8 protein-coding genes are annotated in these 14,758 nt (G+C 72.0%); 7 read left to right on the top strand and 1 reads right to left on the bottom strand.

Features of this window, described 5'->3' with window-relative positions:
* Nucleotides 1–30: 30 nt before the first annotated feature.
* Entirely contained in the window at nt 31–1,719 is a 1,689-nt protein-coding gene (locus ASG91_RS04180) for a stealth family protein (RefSeq protein ID WP_082593900.1), read from the bottom strand.
* Nucleotides 1,720–2,114: 395 nt separating this feature from the next.
* On the opposite strand from ASG91_RS04180, the gene ASG91_RS04185 reads away from it, so the two are divergent.
* From ASG91_RS04185 to ASG91_RS04215, 7 genes are all read left to right on the top strand, one after another.
* Nucleotides 2,115–2,588 carry a hypothetical protein gene (locus tag ASG91_RS04185; protein WP_056921379.1) on the top strand — a complete coding sequence of 158 codons (474 nt, stop codon included), beginning with the start codon at nt 2,115–2,117 and terminating at the stop codon, nt 2,586–2,588.
* The gene (locus ASG91_RS04190; protein ID WP_235543218.1) at nt 2,585–3,406 is read left to right on the top strand and encodes a PP2C family serine/threonine-protein phosphatase; all 822 of its coding nucleotides are present in this window, start codon (nt 2,585–2,587) and stop codon (nt 3,404–3,406) included. The genes ASG91_RS04185 and ASG91_RS04190 overlap by 4 nt, the downstream gene beginning before the upstream one ends.
* Nucleotides 3,403–4,980 (top strand): FHA domain-containing protein, encoded by a 1,578-nt coding sequence (locus ASG91_RS04195; protein WP_157606022.1) that lies wholly within the window; start codon nt 3,403–3,405, stop codon nt 4,978–4,980. Before ASG91_RS04190 ends, ASG91_RS04195 begins: the two co-directional genes overlap by 4 nt.
* Nucleotides 4,977–6,614, top strand: a complete 1,638-nt coding sequence (locus ASG91_RS04200) for a serine/threonine-protein kinase (protein WP_056921381.1) — start codon at nt 4,977–4,979, stop codon at nt 6,612–6,614. The genes ASG91_RS04195 and ASG91_RS04200 overlap by 4 nt, the downstream gene beginning before the upstream one ends.
* 2 nt (nt 6,615–6,616) lie before the next feature.
* Nucleotides 6,617–7,345 (top strand): hypothetical protein, encoded by a 729-nt coding sequence (locus ASG91_RS04205; RefSeq protein WP_056921382.1) that lies wholly within the window; start codon nt 6,617–6,619, stop codon nt 7,343–7,345.
* Nucleotides 7,346–7,350: 5 nt separating this feature from the next.
* On the top strand, nt 7,351–13,698 hold the full coding sequence (locus tag ASG91_RS04210) for an Ig-like domain-containing protein (RefSeq protein ID WP_235545390.1): 6,348 nt from the start codon (nt 7,351–7,353) through the stop codon (nt 13,696–13,698).
* Between the two features lie 90 nt (nt 13,699–13,788).
* On the top strand, nt 13,789–14,757 hold the full coding sequence (locus ASG91_RS04215) for a MoxR family ATPase (RefSeq protein ID WP_056921384.1): 969 nt from the start codon (nt 13,789–13,791) through the stop codon (nt 14,755–14,757).
* The last annotated feature ends 1 nt before the right edge of the window (nt 14,758 follow it).

The following is a 14,758-nucleotide window of genomic DNA, read 5'->3' on the forward strand; positions in this document are numbered from 1 at the left end:
GTCACGGACGGGTCCGCGCCCCGCGCGGGGTCACGGCTGGTCGACGGGGCCGGTCTTCTCGAACTGGCTGGGGATCGGGAAGTAGGAGTCGAGGAAGCTGCGGATCACGGTGCCCTGGGCCAGCAGGTCGGCGCTGGTGGAGTCGTGGTCGTTGAGGCAGAACACGTCGACGTCGCGCCGCCAGAGCAGGGAGGTGAGGCGGTTGGCCGTGTCGTCGCGGGCGATGTCGGCGTAGAGGTACTTGAGCGTGCCCGGCACGGCACGGCCGGTGGCGTAGGCGTAGTAGTGCGAGAGCGACGCCGAGATCGAGATGTCCTCGTGGTTGCGGAACTGCGAGGCCGCGGTGCGTTCGAAGTCGGCGGGGAAGTCCTGTTCCATGTCGAGCATCACCGTCCGACGCAGCGCGTGCGGCACGTGCTGGAACTTGTTGGAGATGGTGCGGTCGAACATCTTCGCGACCAGGTCGCGGTTGTTCTTGCCGGCGCTCATCACCGGCATGTCCCGGCCGGAGGCGGCGCTCAGCCCGACCTTCGCGCTGGAGAGGTAGAACTGCGCGATCCCGTTGCTGTGGAAGAACAGCGACGGGGACACCGGGCGGCCGAAGAACACGTCGTCGTTGAGGTAGAGGTAGTGCTCGCTGAGCCCCTCGATGCGGTGGAGCTGGCTCTCGATGGCGTGCGAGTTGAAGGTGGGCAGCCTGCCTCGCTGGCCGAACAGCTCCTCGTGCGTGACCACGGTGAGACGCGGGTGGCTCGTGTCGAGCCACTCGGGCACCTGGCCATCGGTGACGAGGTAGACGTGCCGCACCCAGTCGGCATACATGTCGAGCGAACGCATCGAGTAGCGCAGCTCGTCGCGCGAGGTGAACCGGCTGTCGTTGGCAGCCAGGGCGTGCAGCACGCCGGTGCGCCGGTAGTACTCCTCCTGCGCGGCCGCCTTGCGGGCCAGCCAGGCGGGGTCGCTGCCGTCCACCCAGGTGTAGACCACGTCGATCGGCTCGGTGACGGTGAACAGGTGGGGGTGGGCGATGGTGTCGAGGACCGGTCGCGGGGTCCCGTCGACCGGCCGGCGGACGGTCTTCTGCTCGGTCGGGATGATCACGTCGGCCCACGGGTTGCGGCGGGGGGCGACCAGCGTGCCGGCCGGGATCGGCTCGCCGTTGAACAGGGCGGGCTTGGCGCTCGCCACCCGGTGCCAGAACTCGACGTCGCAGCCGAGCACCGGTCCGGCCAGGAAGCTCCCGGAGTCACTGACCAGCACCTGGAAGACCCGGATGACCCGGGCCGACCGAGGCAGGGCGGTCCGGCCGATCAGGCGCGGGGAGTCGATGGTCTTGTCCCGCACCCGCGCGAGGTAGGTGGGCTGGTCGCGCAGCTCGGCCTGCAGGGCGGCCAGCGCCTCGGACCGGTGTTCCTCGGCGACCACGACGACCCGGCGGCGCTCGGACTGGGCGTCGAGGACGAAGTAGGGGACGTCGTGCTTCTCGAAGGCATCCGCGACCAGGGTGAGGTGGCGGGCGATGACCGTGCCGGACCGGAAGGTCGGGGTCCGGAGCGCGACGTACGTGACGCCCTGCACCTCGACGGCGGCCGTGCTGGCGGATCGCTGGCCGCTGCTGAGGTGGAAGATCCTCGTGCGGGTGCGGCGCCAGGCGACCTGGGGGCGGGACTGGCCGGTGGCCACCCGACGCATCATCCGCCAGAGGGGGGAGGGCACCATGGCGTATGCCCGCTGCCGTACTGGCAGTGGGACAGAGCGCGCGAGGTTCTGCACTGTTCCTCCCCTGTCAGTGGTCGAACCACACCTGAATCCACTCAACCGTACCCGAGCCAGCGCGTCATCCCGGGCACCTCGACCCCTGCAACGGCGCTGGTGGAGCCCCTGCGAGCGGCTGACGCGACCCCCCGGGGCGGTCGAGATGTGCCGGAATGACGGGGGAAAGGGGGGTTTTCTGGGTTTGCCCTACTGTGGGAGCCTTGCGCGTGACTGCGACGGCGCGCGTCGGCAGGTGGGGTGTGGGCGATGGGGAGTTCTCCCCATTGGTCGAGGTCGCCATCGGGCCTAGCGTTCGCGGTGCGTTCCCCGGTTGCCGCAAGGTTCCCCGAAAGGTCCCGATGCCCACCCTGAAGTACCCGAGCGAGCAGTTCCCGGGCCCGCCCTCGGTCACCGTCGACATCCCCGACGGCTGGTCGCCGGTGCGGGTGCCGGGCACGCTGCTGGCCGCCCGCCGCACCGACACCGAGGGCCGGTTCGCCCCCAACGTCGTGGTCCGTGGCTTCACCCGCTCGGGCGACTTCACCATCGGCCGCGCGCTCGCGGAGCTGAAGTCCTACGTCGAGGACCGCACCGACGGCGAGATGGACGCGCCCTTCGCGCTCGAGATCGAGTCGGTCCCGTTCGTGGGGGTCAACGTCTCGTGGACCGACCAGGCCGTGGGTGACGTGGTCCAGGCCCACCTGTTCGCCGGCGCCCGCCGCGGCCAGGTCGTCGACCTGCTGCAGGTGACCGGGTCGGTCGGCGGCGAGCAGGTCGACCTCGAGTACGCGTCGCTCCAGCAGCTCATGCAGACCGTCCGGATCACCCGGTGACCGCGCCCGAGGCCCCCCACGGTGCGGGCCTGACCGTGCGCGCCGGCGCCGCGACCGACGTGGGCCGCGTGCGCAAGCACAACGAGGACAGCGTGCTGGCCGACCGCACCGTCTTCGTCGTCGCCGACGGCATGGGCGGTCACGCGGCCGGCGAGGTGGCCAGCGGCATCGTCACGGCCACCCTCGGCGAGCTCGCGCAGGCCCCGGTCCGGCGGCGTGAGGACCTCGTCGCCGCCCTCGCCCTGGCCAACCGGCGGATCCTCGAGTCGGTCGCCCAGCATCCCGAGCAGCACGGCATGGGCACCACCGCCGCCGGGCTCGCCGTGGTCACGGCAGGCGGGTCCGACCACTGGGCCGTGTTCAACGTCGGCGACTCCCGCGTCTACCGGTTCGTCGACGGCCAGCTGCGGCTGGTCACGGTCGACCACTCCGAGGTGCGCGAGCTGATCGACGCCGGGCTGATCACCGAGGAGGAGTCGGCGCGCCACCCGCTGCGCAACGTGGTGACCCGCTCGATGGGTTCGGAGTCGTTGCCGACCCCGGACATCTGGGTGTTCCCGCCGCACGCCGGTGAGCGGTTCGTGATCTGCTCCGACGGCCTGTCCAACGAGCTGAGCACGGAGCGGATCCGCCAGCTCGTCGCCGAGCACGACGACCCGCAGGCCTGCGCCGAGGCGCTGGTCGCCGCGGGTGTCGACGCCGGCGGCCGCGACAACGTCTCGGTGGTCGTGGTGGCCCTCGACTCCGACGACGACGACCTCGACGACATCGACACCGCGCCCCGGGCCGGCGCCGGGGCGGCGGGCGGCGCCGCATGACGGCCGTCCCCATCGAGCTGCCCGACGAGCCAGGATGGTCGACCGTTTCGGTCGGCCACATCCACGTGCTCGTGCGCGCGGGTGGCGCCCTGGTGGAGCGCGTCCGCCTGGCCGCGCACGACGGTGACCTCGACGACGTGCTCGACGCGTTGTCGGCCGACGGGGTGCGCGCCACCCCCGACTTCGTCGCCGTGCTCGCCGGGTCACCACTGCGCGTGGTGACCCGGGGCAGCGGGTATGCCGTGGCGTCCGGCCCCGCAGGAGCCACCGAGCTGCGCGCCACCGGCCGTGGCCCGTGGGTCGACCAGGACGCAGCGGCCGACGTCACTGCCGTCACGCTCCACGCGGGTGCGGCCCGCCCGCAGCCGGCGACGCCGGTCGCCGACACCCGGCTCCCGCCCGCCAGCGAGCCGGGGTCCGACGGTGGGACTGGCTGGAAGCTGCCCAGCGTGTTCGCCCGGGGTCGCGCCGAGGAGCCCGAGCCGCAGCCTGCCTCCGACAGCGGTGCCCCGGCCACGGACGCAGCCGCGGCCGATGAGCCGGTCACGCCGCCGGCCGCCGAGGTCGAGGACCTCCCGAGCTACGACCACCTCTTCGGCGCCACCCAGCACGACCGGCCGTCGTACCTCGAGCAGCACGACACCCAGGGGATCAGCGAGCCGCCGATCGGGCACGCGCCGATCGAGGCTGCCGGTGGCTTCGACCCGCGCGACTCCCTCGCCGAGCAGGCCCCACCGGCCCACCCCGAGCACACCCTCGCCCCGCCGCGCGACACCATCCAGCCGGGCGCCAGGCCTGCGCCGCCGGCTGGGTCGCCCTCGGCCGACCCCGCGCCGCTCCCGCCCCCGCCGAAGACCGGTCTGATCGACTCGGTGCCGTGGCGCAGCGGCGGCTCCAACGTGCCCGCCCCCGACCCGGCGCCGCGGCCGACCCCCGTGACGCCGCCGACTCCCACCGTCATCCCTCCCGTCATCCCTCCCGCCGCTGCCCCTCCGAAGCCGGCAGCCGAGCCGCCCGTCGCCCCGGCTCCGACCTCCGACAGCGGGGCCGACGCCGACGCCACGGTCGACCGCAGTGCGCTCCTCGCGGGGCGTGGCGCCACGGTCAGCGGCCCCGCCGTCCTGGCCGTCCTCTGCCCCGCAGGCCACACCAGCCCGCCCCACTCGGGCGTCTGCCGGTGGTGCGGGCGCGAGATCCCGCCGCAGCAGCCGTTCCAGACCGCTCGGCCGCCGTTGGGCCTGCTGCGCCTGGCGTCCGGTGACGTCGTGCACCTCGACCGCGGCGTCCTGCTGGGGCGCTCGCCGAAGGTCAATGCCGAGCTGGCGGCGGCGGACCGCCCGCACCTGGTCCGGGTGACCTCCGCGCAGAACGACATCTCCCGCAACCACGTCGAGATCGTCCTCGAGGGCTGGCACGTCCTGATCCGCGACCTCGGCTCGACCAACGGGACCACCGTCGCCCTGCCGGGCCAGCACCCCGTGCGGCTGCGCCCGAGCGACCAGCAGGTCATCGAGCCCGGCACCGTCATCACGCTGGCCGACGAGGTCAGCCTGACCTACGAGGTCGGCCCGTGAGCACCTCGACGCCACCCGAGATCCCGGGTCTGGTCTACGTCCAGCCGGTCGGGTCGGGCGGCTACGCCGACGTCTTCCTCTACGAGCAGCAGATGCCGCGGATGAACGTCGCGGTCAAGGTGCTCAAGGGCGAGGGGCTGACCCCGGCGATCCGGCGCCAGTTCGCCGACGAGGCCGACACGATGGCCCAGCTCGCCGACCACCCCTACATCGTCCAGGTGTTCCGCGCGGAGACCTCGGCCGACGGCCGCCCCTACCTCGTCATGAAGTACTACCCGCCGCCGAACATGGCGATGCGGGCCCGCTCGGAGCGGTTCACCGTCGAGGAGGTGCTGCGCATCGGCATCCAGCTGGCCAGCGCGGTCGAGACCGCGCACCGGGCCGGCATCACGCACCGGGACATCAAGCCCGCCAACGTCCTGGTCAGCCAGTACGGCGCACCGGGCCTCACCGACTTCGGCATCGCCGGGCGCGGTGGTGCCGCGGCCGAGGAGGAGGCCGACGACGTCGGCGTCTCGGTGCCCTGGGCGCCCCCCGAGGTGCTCTTCGGCCAGTCCAACGGCGACGCCCGCGCCGACGTCTACAGCCTGGCCGCCACGCTGTGGCAGCTGCTCGTCGGCCGCTCGCCCTTCGAGGTCGGCGGCGGGGACAACTCGGCCTATGCCCTGATGCCGCGGATCCGGTCCAACCCGGTCCCGAGCACCGGCCGCGCCGACGTGCCGGTCTCGCTCGAGCGGCTCCTCGGGCAGGCGATGGCCAAGGACCCGGGCAACCGCCCCGCCACGGCACTCGCCCTGGCCCGGGCCCTGCAGGAGATCGAGCAGGAGCAGCGGTTCCCCCGCACGGCGATCGTCGTGCTCGACGAGCAGGGGCAGACCACCCTGGCCGACCAGACCCCGGGGCCGGTCAGCGACGAGGAGGACCGCACCCGGGTGCGCAGCCCGCAGGCGGTGCGCAGCGCCCAGGCGCTGCCGCAGCCACGACCCAGCCAGCCGGCATACCCACCACTGAGCGGCTCGACGTCGATCCCGGCGGCCGCGCCCACGACCGTGACCTCGCCCCGCCCGGGTGCGGCAGCGCAGGGCGTGCCCGACGACGTCGCCGAGGAGGGCACCGTCCGGGTCGACCGGTCGCCTGCCGCGGTGGCTGCCGGCGGCACCGTCGCCCCGAGCCCGGCCGCGGAGGTGCCGGCGGACGTCGAGCGCCACGAGATCAGTCCCACGATGCTGCTGACCGGCGTGACGGTGGTGGTGGCCGTCCTCGCCGCGCTCGCGCTGTGGGCGGCCTTCGGCCCGGACGGCGGCACCCCGGTCGCCACGCCGACCAGGACCGTCGCCAGCCCGACCGACGACGACCCGGTGGCCATCGCGCCGGTCCCCACCATCTCGTCGCGCGGCACGACCGGTGGGGTGGCGTTCTCGTGGAGCTACCCGGGGGCCGAGAAGGGCGACGTCTACCGGTTCCGGAGCGCGGCCACCCTGGACGGCCTGAAGTCGGCGACCTTCGTCAAGGCCGCCACCACGACCCGGGTCGTCAAGGCGGCCAAGGGCAAGCAGGTCTGCGGGCAGGCCCGCGTGATCCGCAGCGGGTCGGAGTCCAACTGGTCCGAGCCGCAGTGCGAGAAGGCAGGCTAGGCATGGGTGTGACGGTCGACTTCTGTGGCGAGCTGTTCGTGGCCGACGGGTCGCGTCCGCTCACCATCGGTCGGGTGGGTGACGTGGAGATCGACGACAACCCCTACCTGCACCGCAACTTCCTCCAGATCGTCGAGGACGGCGGGCTCTGGTGGCTGTCCAACGTCGGCACCACGCTCACGGCGACGGTGGCCGACAAGAAGGGGCTGTTCCAGGCCTGGCTCAACCCCGGCGCCCGGATCCCGCTGGCCCTCGAGCGGCTCACCGTCTGGTTCACGGCCGGCCCGACGACCTACGACTTCGACATCCTGGTCGACTCACCGGCCTTCACCTCGACCGGCACGGACGAGGTGGTGGAGGACGACGCCACCGGCGAGACGACCGTCGGCCGGGTGTCCTTCACCCCCGACCAGAAGCTGCTCATCGTGGCGCTCGCCGAGCCGTTCCTGCGGCGCGGACAGACGGGTGCGGCCCAGATCCCGTCGTCGGCCGACGCCGCCGCGAGGCTGGGCTGGAAGGTCACGAAGTTCAACCGAAAACTGGACAATGTGTGCCAAAAGGTGGCCGATGCTGGTACACGTGGTCTCCACGGGGGGCCGGGGAAGCTCGCCAGCAACCGCAAGGCGAGGCTGGTCGAGCACGCGTTGTCGACCCGTCTGGTGACCGAGCCCGACCTGGTGCTGCTCGACAGCATCACGCATGGCAACCAAGGGGAGCAGGGGAAGCTGTGAGTCCGATGTCGACTCGACGGGTGGGGGTGGCGTCCGGTCTCGTGGTGGCGCTGGCCGCGACGAGCCTGACGTTCCTCGCGGTCACGTCCAAGGGCGAGACCGTGCACGAGGCCGACCTCAGCGACGGCGGGGTGTGGGTCTCGTCGGCCAAGGACGCGCGGTTCGCGCGGGTCAACAAGGCGGTCGGCCAGTTCGACGCCGGCGTGGTCGCCTCGAGCGGTCCCGGCGAGCCGGTCGACATCCTCCAGGACGACAACGCGGTCGCCGGCCTGGTCCTCGGCTCGGGGTCGTTCACCCCCATCGAGCCCAGGTCCGGCCGGCTCGCCGAGTCGGGCGGGGTGTTCGTCAACCCCCCGCGGGTGGCCACCAACCAGCGGGTCTTCGTGCCGGCCACCGCAGACCTGCGCGGCGGCACGGTGGCCAAGCTGTCGCCGACCACCGGCAAGGTGTGGGGGCAGACCTACGACCCGGAGGTCGGCCTGGGTGCGCTGGCCGGTCTCGCCGACGGGGCCCGCAAGCTCGCGACCGTGGGCGCGGTCTCCGCGATGGCGGTCGACGTCAAGGGCAACATCCACGTCGTGTCCGGCGCGACCGGCAAGGTCGTGACCATCCCCCGCACCCCGACCGGGTTCGGCAAGCCGGTCACCGAGACGATCGCGGTCAAGGACGCCAAGGTCGTCGACATCACCGCCGTCGGCACCCGGTGGGTGGTCTACAGCGCCGGCGACGACAAGCTCTACTTCCAGGGCAGCGACCAGGCCGTCGACGCCGGCACCACGCGCGAGCAGGGCAAGCCGGCGTATGCCGCGTTGCAGCAGCCCGGCCCGGACGCCGACTCCGTGGGCCTCCAGGACTCCACCACGCTGCGGCTGATCGGGCCCGACGGCGCCTCCGGCACCGGCGGCGTCCAGGTCACCATCGGTGACGACGAGACGCCCCCGCTCCCCTCGCGGCCGCTGCGCACCGGGGCGTGCATCCACGCCGCCTGGGCCAGTGTCGTCAACACCTACTACGGCAAGGACTGCGGCGGCTCCGACCAGCCGGCACCCGCCGTGTCGATCGAGCGGAAGACCGCGGAGCCGGTGCGCTCCGGTGTCTCGCTGCGCACCAACCACGGCCTGATCGTGCTCAACGACCTCGACGGCGGCGAGGTCTGGGACCTCGACAGCAAGCCCAAGAAGCTCGACGAGTGGGACTCGCTGATCCCGCCGCCGCAGACGACCAAGGACACCAAGAAGAAGGACCCGAACCTCATCGACGAGACGTCGGTGGCGCAGCCCCCGACGGCCAAGCCCGACAACCTCAAGGTCCGCCCCGGTCGCACCTCGAAGCTGCACGTCCTCGACAACGACACCGACGCCGCCGGCTCGGTGCTGGCCATCTCCCCGGACGACCTCGGCCGCCCCGACATGGCTGGCGTCACCGCCAGCGTCGCCGCCGATGGCCAGAGCGTCGACGTCGCCGTGCCGGCCGAGCCCGAGCGCCAGTCCTTCTCGTTCACCTACAAGATCAACAACGGCAAGGCCCCCCAGAAGTCGGAGGCGAAGGTCACCGTGACCCTCGTCCCCGACGAGGTGAACTCCCCGCCGGCGCTCCGCCCGGGCACGGCCAACCTGACCAGGACGGTCTACCCGGTCATCCGCGGCAAGGTCCTGCCGGTGCAGGTGATCGGCGACTGGCGCGACCCGGAGAGCGACTCGCTCAGCCTCGAGGCGGTGGCCGACGGCTCGTCGGTCGACGGCCTCGGCCGGCTCAACGTCCGCGCCCCGATGAAGACCGGCACCCAGGGGGTCGAGTACTCCGTCAACGACGGGCGGGTCGGCTCCACGGGCACCGTGACGGTGAAGGTGCTGGGCCAGGACGACTCGCTGGTCAAGCCCGAGACGCAGCCCGACGTCGTCCGCGGCGTGGTCGGCAAGCCCCTGCAGCTCGAGCCCCTCGGCAACGACATCCCGGGCGCCGACCCGACCGAGCCCGACGCCACCTTGCGGCTCAGCCGCGAGCTGCAGTCCACCGGCGCGCTCGCCGTCGACACCAACCTCGACACCGGCGTGGTCACCGTGACCGGGTCCTCGGCCGGCACCTTCGAGCTCAGCTACGGCGCGCAGGTGGGTGGCGGCATCGCCGCCGGCCGGGTCCGTGTCGACCTCATCGCCGACCCCGACCCCGACGCGCCACCGGTCGCGGTCCCCGACGCGGCCACCCTGCGCGACCAGACGCCGGTGCTCACCGACGTGCTGGCCAACGACTACAGCCCGCGGGCCGACGTGCTGGTCACCCGCTCGGTGTCGGTCACCGCCGACAGCGACTGGCTGCGCCCCTCGATCTACCAGGGTCGCTGGGTGCGCATCGAGGCGCTCGACCCGGCAGGCCAGGGCAGCCGACCCCGCACCGGCACCGTCACGTACACGATCAGCGACGGGGTCAAGACGACGACCGGTGAGGTGGCCGTCTCGCAGTTCCCCGCCGACGACCGGGCCGTGCCGGTGGTCGGTGACGACCAGGCGGTCGTCCGCGCCCAGGACACCGTCACGATCCCGGTGATGGACAACGACAGCATGGCCGACGGCATACCCCTGGTCCTGGACCCGGCCAGCGTCAAGGTCATCGACGGCGCGGGGGTCGCCTTCGCGTCGGGCAACGTCGTGCGGTTCGTCCCGAAGCACCAGTCGCCGACGGTGCAGGAGACCGTGACGGCCGAGTATGCGGTGTACCCGATCGGCGACAAGGCGAAGGCCACGACGGGCCGGATCACCATCGCGGTGCTGCCGTTGCCGACCGCGACCACCCCCAACCAGGCGCCCGTGGCGCGCAGCTTCTCCACCAGCGTCACCGCGGGTGACCCGCTGACGATCACCGTGCCGTCCTCGGGGGTCGACCCCGACGGCGACAGCGTGACCGTCGCCGGCCTGGTCGGTGCGGACGGTGGGGCGGTCGACCTGGAGTTCGGCCGGGTCACCGGGTTCGGGCCGTCGACCATCAGGTACGAGGCCTACCCGACCGCCGCCGGCACCGAGGTCCTCAACTACGAGGTGCGCGACCGCTTCGGCGCGACCAGCCAGGGCTTCGTGCGGATCGGGGTCGTGCAGCCCGGCGACCCGCAGCCGCCGGTCGCCGTCGAGGACGAGGTGCGCGCCAAGCCGGGCAAGACCGTCACGGTCGACGCGACCCTCAACGACCTCATCGCCCGCGGCGACAGCATCGACCTGGAGTACCAGGCGCCGCTCAACCCGGCGGGCGAGCTGGCCAAGTGGAAGGTCGACGAGGCCAACACCTACTTCACGACCAAGGTCCCGACCCCGCAGGCCGGGGTGCAGCACCTCACCTACGGCATCAGCAACGGCCTGTTCGACCCGTCACGCTCAACCATCTCGGTGGTCCCCGACCCGACCGCCAAGAACCCCCCGGTCGCGGTCGACGACACGGCCCGGCCCAAGCAGGGCGAGACCAGCACGGTGGTCGACGCACTGGCCAACGACCGGGACGTCGACGGCACCCGCGAGTCGCTGAAGATCACCTCGGTGCTGTCACCCGACGGCACCATCGAGGGCAACGGCACCCAGGTGCGGGTCCAGGTCAAGCCGTTCCCCTACACCGTCCCCTACGTCATCACCGACGAGGACGGCCTCACCGCCATGGCGCTGATCCACGTGCCCACCGGTGAGTCGGGCCTGCCCTTCGTCGTGTCCGGCGCTCTGATCGAGATGGACCAGGACTCCACCAAGACGATCAAGCTCGCCGACTACGTGAAGTCCCCGCGCGCGCGGGTCGTGAGCATCACGACGGCCGACAACGTCAGCGGCTCCCCCAGGGAGCGGCTGCGGGTCGAGGCCGACGGCCGCTCCGGGCTCACCCTCACCTCCTCGGGCGGCTACATCGGGCCGGGTGCGGTGATGCTCGAGGTGAGCGACCAGGAGTCGGTCAGCCAGCAGGACTTCAAGACCGCCTACCTGTCGATCCCTGTGCAGATCGGTCCCAAGATCCCCTTGCTGCGCTGCCCCGACTACACGGTCAAGCTCAACGCCGGTGGTCGGGCGCGCAGCGTGGACATCCCCACGCTCTGCCACGCCTGGCTGCCGGTCGGGATGACCCTCGACGACGTCGTCTTCGAGAGCACGTGGAAGTCGGAGCCCAAGGACGTCGACCTGCGCAGGAGTGGTGCCGGCGACCGGACCCTCGAGCTCCGGGCCGGCAACCGCGCGCCGAGCAGCATCGACGGCCGGCTCGTGGTCAAGGCGCGCGGCGGACCGGAGTCGACCATCGCGGTGTCGGTGTTCGGCATCGACGGTGGTGCGGTCGACGCCAACGGCAACCCGCTGCCGAGCCTGGGGCCGCCCCGGCTGCGCCCGTTCTCGGTGTCGGGACTCGAGGCGGGGTCGTCGCGGACGGTCAACCTGCAGGCCTACCTGGACTCCCCGCTGGAGAGCCCGAGCTGCAGCATCTCGGCCGCCACCGTCCCGGCCGGCTCGGGGCTCACCGTCTCCCGGTCGGGCTGCGACCTCACCCTGACCGCCGGCGCGAGCGCTCGCGGACGGACCTTCGTCGACGTCTCGGTCGCCGACGGTCCGGGCCGCAACGCCCCGGGTCGCGGCACCGTCGAGATCCTCGGCAAGCCCGACGCCCCGACGGGAGTGGCCGCCGAGGCGGACCGCGTCAGTGGTGGCTCCGCCCGGGTGCGCTGGCTGCCGCCCGGCATCGACGGCGGCAGCCCGATCACCGGCTACGTCGTCGAGGTCAACGGCCCCGGTGGGCGGGAGGTGAGCTGCTCGGCGTCGCCGTGCACGATCACCGGCCTCACCAATGGGGCGTCCTACACCTTCCGCGTGGTCGCCGTGAACGCCATCGGCCGCAGCCCCGAGAGCAGGGCGAGCAACGCCGTCGTCCCGGACACGCTCCCCAACCCGGTGAACGGCGTCCGCATGGCCGCTCGCGGGGACGGCTCGCTCGACATCGCCTGGCAGGCCCCGGCCAAGAAGGGCAGTGACGTCACGTCCTACGACGTGCGCGTCACCGACACCTCCACCGGCGCGATCCAGTCGAAGACCGTGCCGGCCCCGGCGCTGCGGGCCACTGTCACGGGTCTGACCAACGACCACCAGCAGTCCGTCCAGGTCCGGGCGAAGAACAAGCTCGGCTACGGGCCGTTCGGACAGGCCGTGCGGATGCAGTCGGCCGGCACGCCGCCGGCCGTCCCGGCCCCGAGCGTCGACAACGCGGGGACCGGCCCGGCCGAGGGGTCGTCGCGACTGACCATCTCGTGGGACGAGGTGCGTCCCAACGGTCCGCCGCTGACCCAGTACACGGTGTACGAGAGCCGGAACAACGGTGCCTGGACCGCGATCGGCACCAAGTCGCCCGACCAGCGCTCGCTGGGGCACACCACCGTGTACGACGGGGCCAGCTACCGCTACGTCGTCACCGCGACGAACGGCGCGAACAAGACCGGTCCCAAGGCCAACCCGACGACGTTCAGCTCGGTCGGCATCCCGCAGGTCCCCGGACGACCGTCGGTGACGACCCCGCAGGCGGACCACAGCGCGACAGTGCGCGTCTCCCTCGGGGACTCCCGGTCCGGGTCGTTCACCCAGCTGCAGTGGCGCAACAGCGCCGGCCGGACCGAGACCGTCTCCTGCGGCTGCCCCGAGTCCTCGACCAAGCAGTTCGGCATCGCGGGGCTCGGGACCAGCTCGTCGCAGACCCTCCAGGTCCGCGCCTACAACGGGAAGAACTGGTCGGACTGGTCGACCTCCAGCAACAGCTACCGGGCCTACGGCCAGACCCCGGCGCCGTCGGGCCTGAACGCCAACCGCACCGGGAACGACATCACCTGGACCTGGAACAACCAGACCGACGGCCGGGCCATCCAGAACGTCCAGGTGTCCCTCAACGGCGGTGGGTGGCAGGGCCTCGGTGGCCCCAGGGAGTCCTACACGCGCTCCAACCTGTCACCCGGCACCTACAACCTCCGGGTCCGCACGATCGCGAACCGCAACAGCGGCGACCAGGCCGGCGGCGCGGGGACGTGGCAGTACAGCGCAGTTGCCGGACCCCAGGGCGCGACGGTGCCGCAGAACCCCACGGTGACCGTGCTCAAGGGCAACTCCTGCACGCAGCGGTCCTGCAACACCGGAAACGGCTCGTGCACCACCGCTGGCTGCGCGTGGATCAAGGTGCGGACCGCGAACTTCAACGGCAGCGTGACCTGCACCTTCCGCGAGAACGGCAGCACCGTCAGCGGGTGGCGCAACATGTCGATGGGTGCCAACGCCACGAAGGAGAGCGACAACTTCTACGGCGGCACAGGGCGGGTCACAGCCACCTGCGATGGGGTCAGTGGCTCACTCGACTGGTAGTACGGCCCACGAACCCAGCAACCACGCAGACCCGGCAACACAGACACAGCAACCGCGAATGACCAACGAAGACAAGGGAAAGCGACACCCATGACCGTCACCCACGACCAGGCTCAGTGGTTCGCCCAGGCGTTCACCCAGATGGTCGACAACGTCGACAAGGCCGTCCTGGGGAAGCAGCACGTCATCCGCCTCGCGCTGACCTGCATGCTCTCCGAGGGCCACCTGCTCCTGGAGGACTTCCCCGGCACGGGCAAGACCCAGCTGGCCAGGGCGATGGCCGGCACCGTGCAGGGCAGCAACAGCCGCGTGCAGTTCACCCCCGACCTGCTCCCCAGCGACGTGACCGGGGTGACCATCTACGACCCGGCCAAGCAGACCTTCGACTTCCACCCCGGCCCGATCTTCGCGAACATCGTGCTCGCCGACGAGATCAACCGGGCCTCACCCAAGACCCAGTCGGCACTCCTCGAGGTCATGGAGGAGGGCCGGGTCACGGTCGACGGCGTGGCCCACCCGGTCCCCTCGCCGTTCATGGTCATCGCCACCCAGAACCCGATCGAGCAGGCCGGCACCTACCGGCTGCCCGAGGCCCAGCTGGACCGGTTCCTGATGAAGACCAGCCTCGGGTACCCCGACCACGAGGCGACCATCGCGGTCCTCGCCGACGCCAAGACCCGCGACCGCACCAAGGCCCTCGAGGCGGTGGTCACCAGCAACGTGGTCACGGAGATGGCCGCGCTCGCCGACGAGGTGCACGTCGACCCGGCGATCCTCGCCTACATCTCGCGCATCGCCGAGGAGTCCCGCCGGCACGTCTCGATCAAGCTCGGCCTGTCGGTGCGCGGCTGCCTGGCCTTCGTCCGGTGCGCCAAGACCTGGGCGGCCAGCCAGGGGCGCACCCACGTCATCCCCGACGACGTGAAGCTGATCAGCCACCCCATCCTGTGCCACCGGCTGCTCCTGACGGCCGAGGCGCAGTTCGCCAACATCACCGTCGACCAGGTCATCACCCAGATCCTCTCCGAGGTCGCTCCACCCGCCGAGCGAGTCGCCTGAG

This window comes from Phycicoccus sp. Soil802, from assembly GCF_001429605.1.
GTDB lineage: Bacteria > Actinomycetota > Actinomycetes > Actinomycetales > Dermatophilaceae > Pedococcus.

Coding starts and splice junctions, on each gene's coding strand:
- ASG91_RS04180 (WP_082593900.1), bottom strand. CDS start 1,719: ATGGTGCCCTCCCCCCTCTGGCGGATGATGCGTCGGGTGGCCACCGGC.
- ASG91_RS04195 (WP_157606022.1), top strand. CDS start 3,403: ATGACGGCCGTCCCCATCGAGCTGCCCGACGAGCCAGGATGGTCGACC.
- ASG91_RS04205 (WP_056921382.1), top strand. CDS start 6,617: ATGGGTGTGACGGTCGACTTCTGTGGCGAGCTGTTCGTGGCCGACGGG.
- ASG91_RS04210 (WP_235545390.1), top strand. CDS start 7,351: ATGTCGACTCGACGGGTGGGGGTGGCGTCCGGTCTCGTGGTGGCGCTG.
- ASG91_RS04185 (WP_056921379.1), top strand. CDS start 2,115: ATGCCCACCCTGAAGTACCCGAGCGAGCAGTTCCCGGGCCCGCCCTCG.
- ASG91_RS04215 (WP_056921384.1), top strand. CDS start 13,789: ATGACCGTCACCCACGACCAGGCTCAGTGGTTCGCCCAGGCGTTCACC.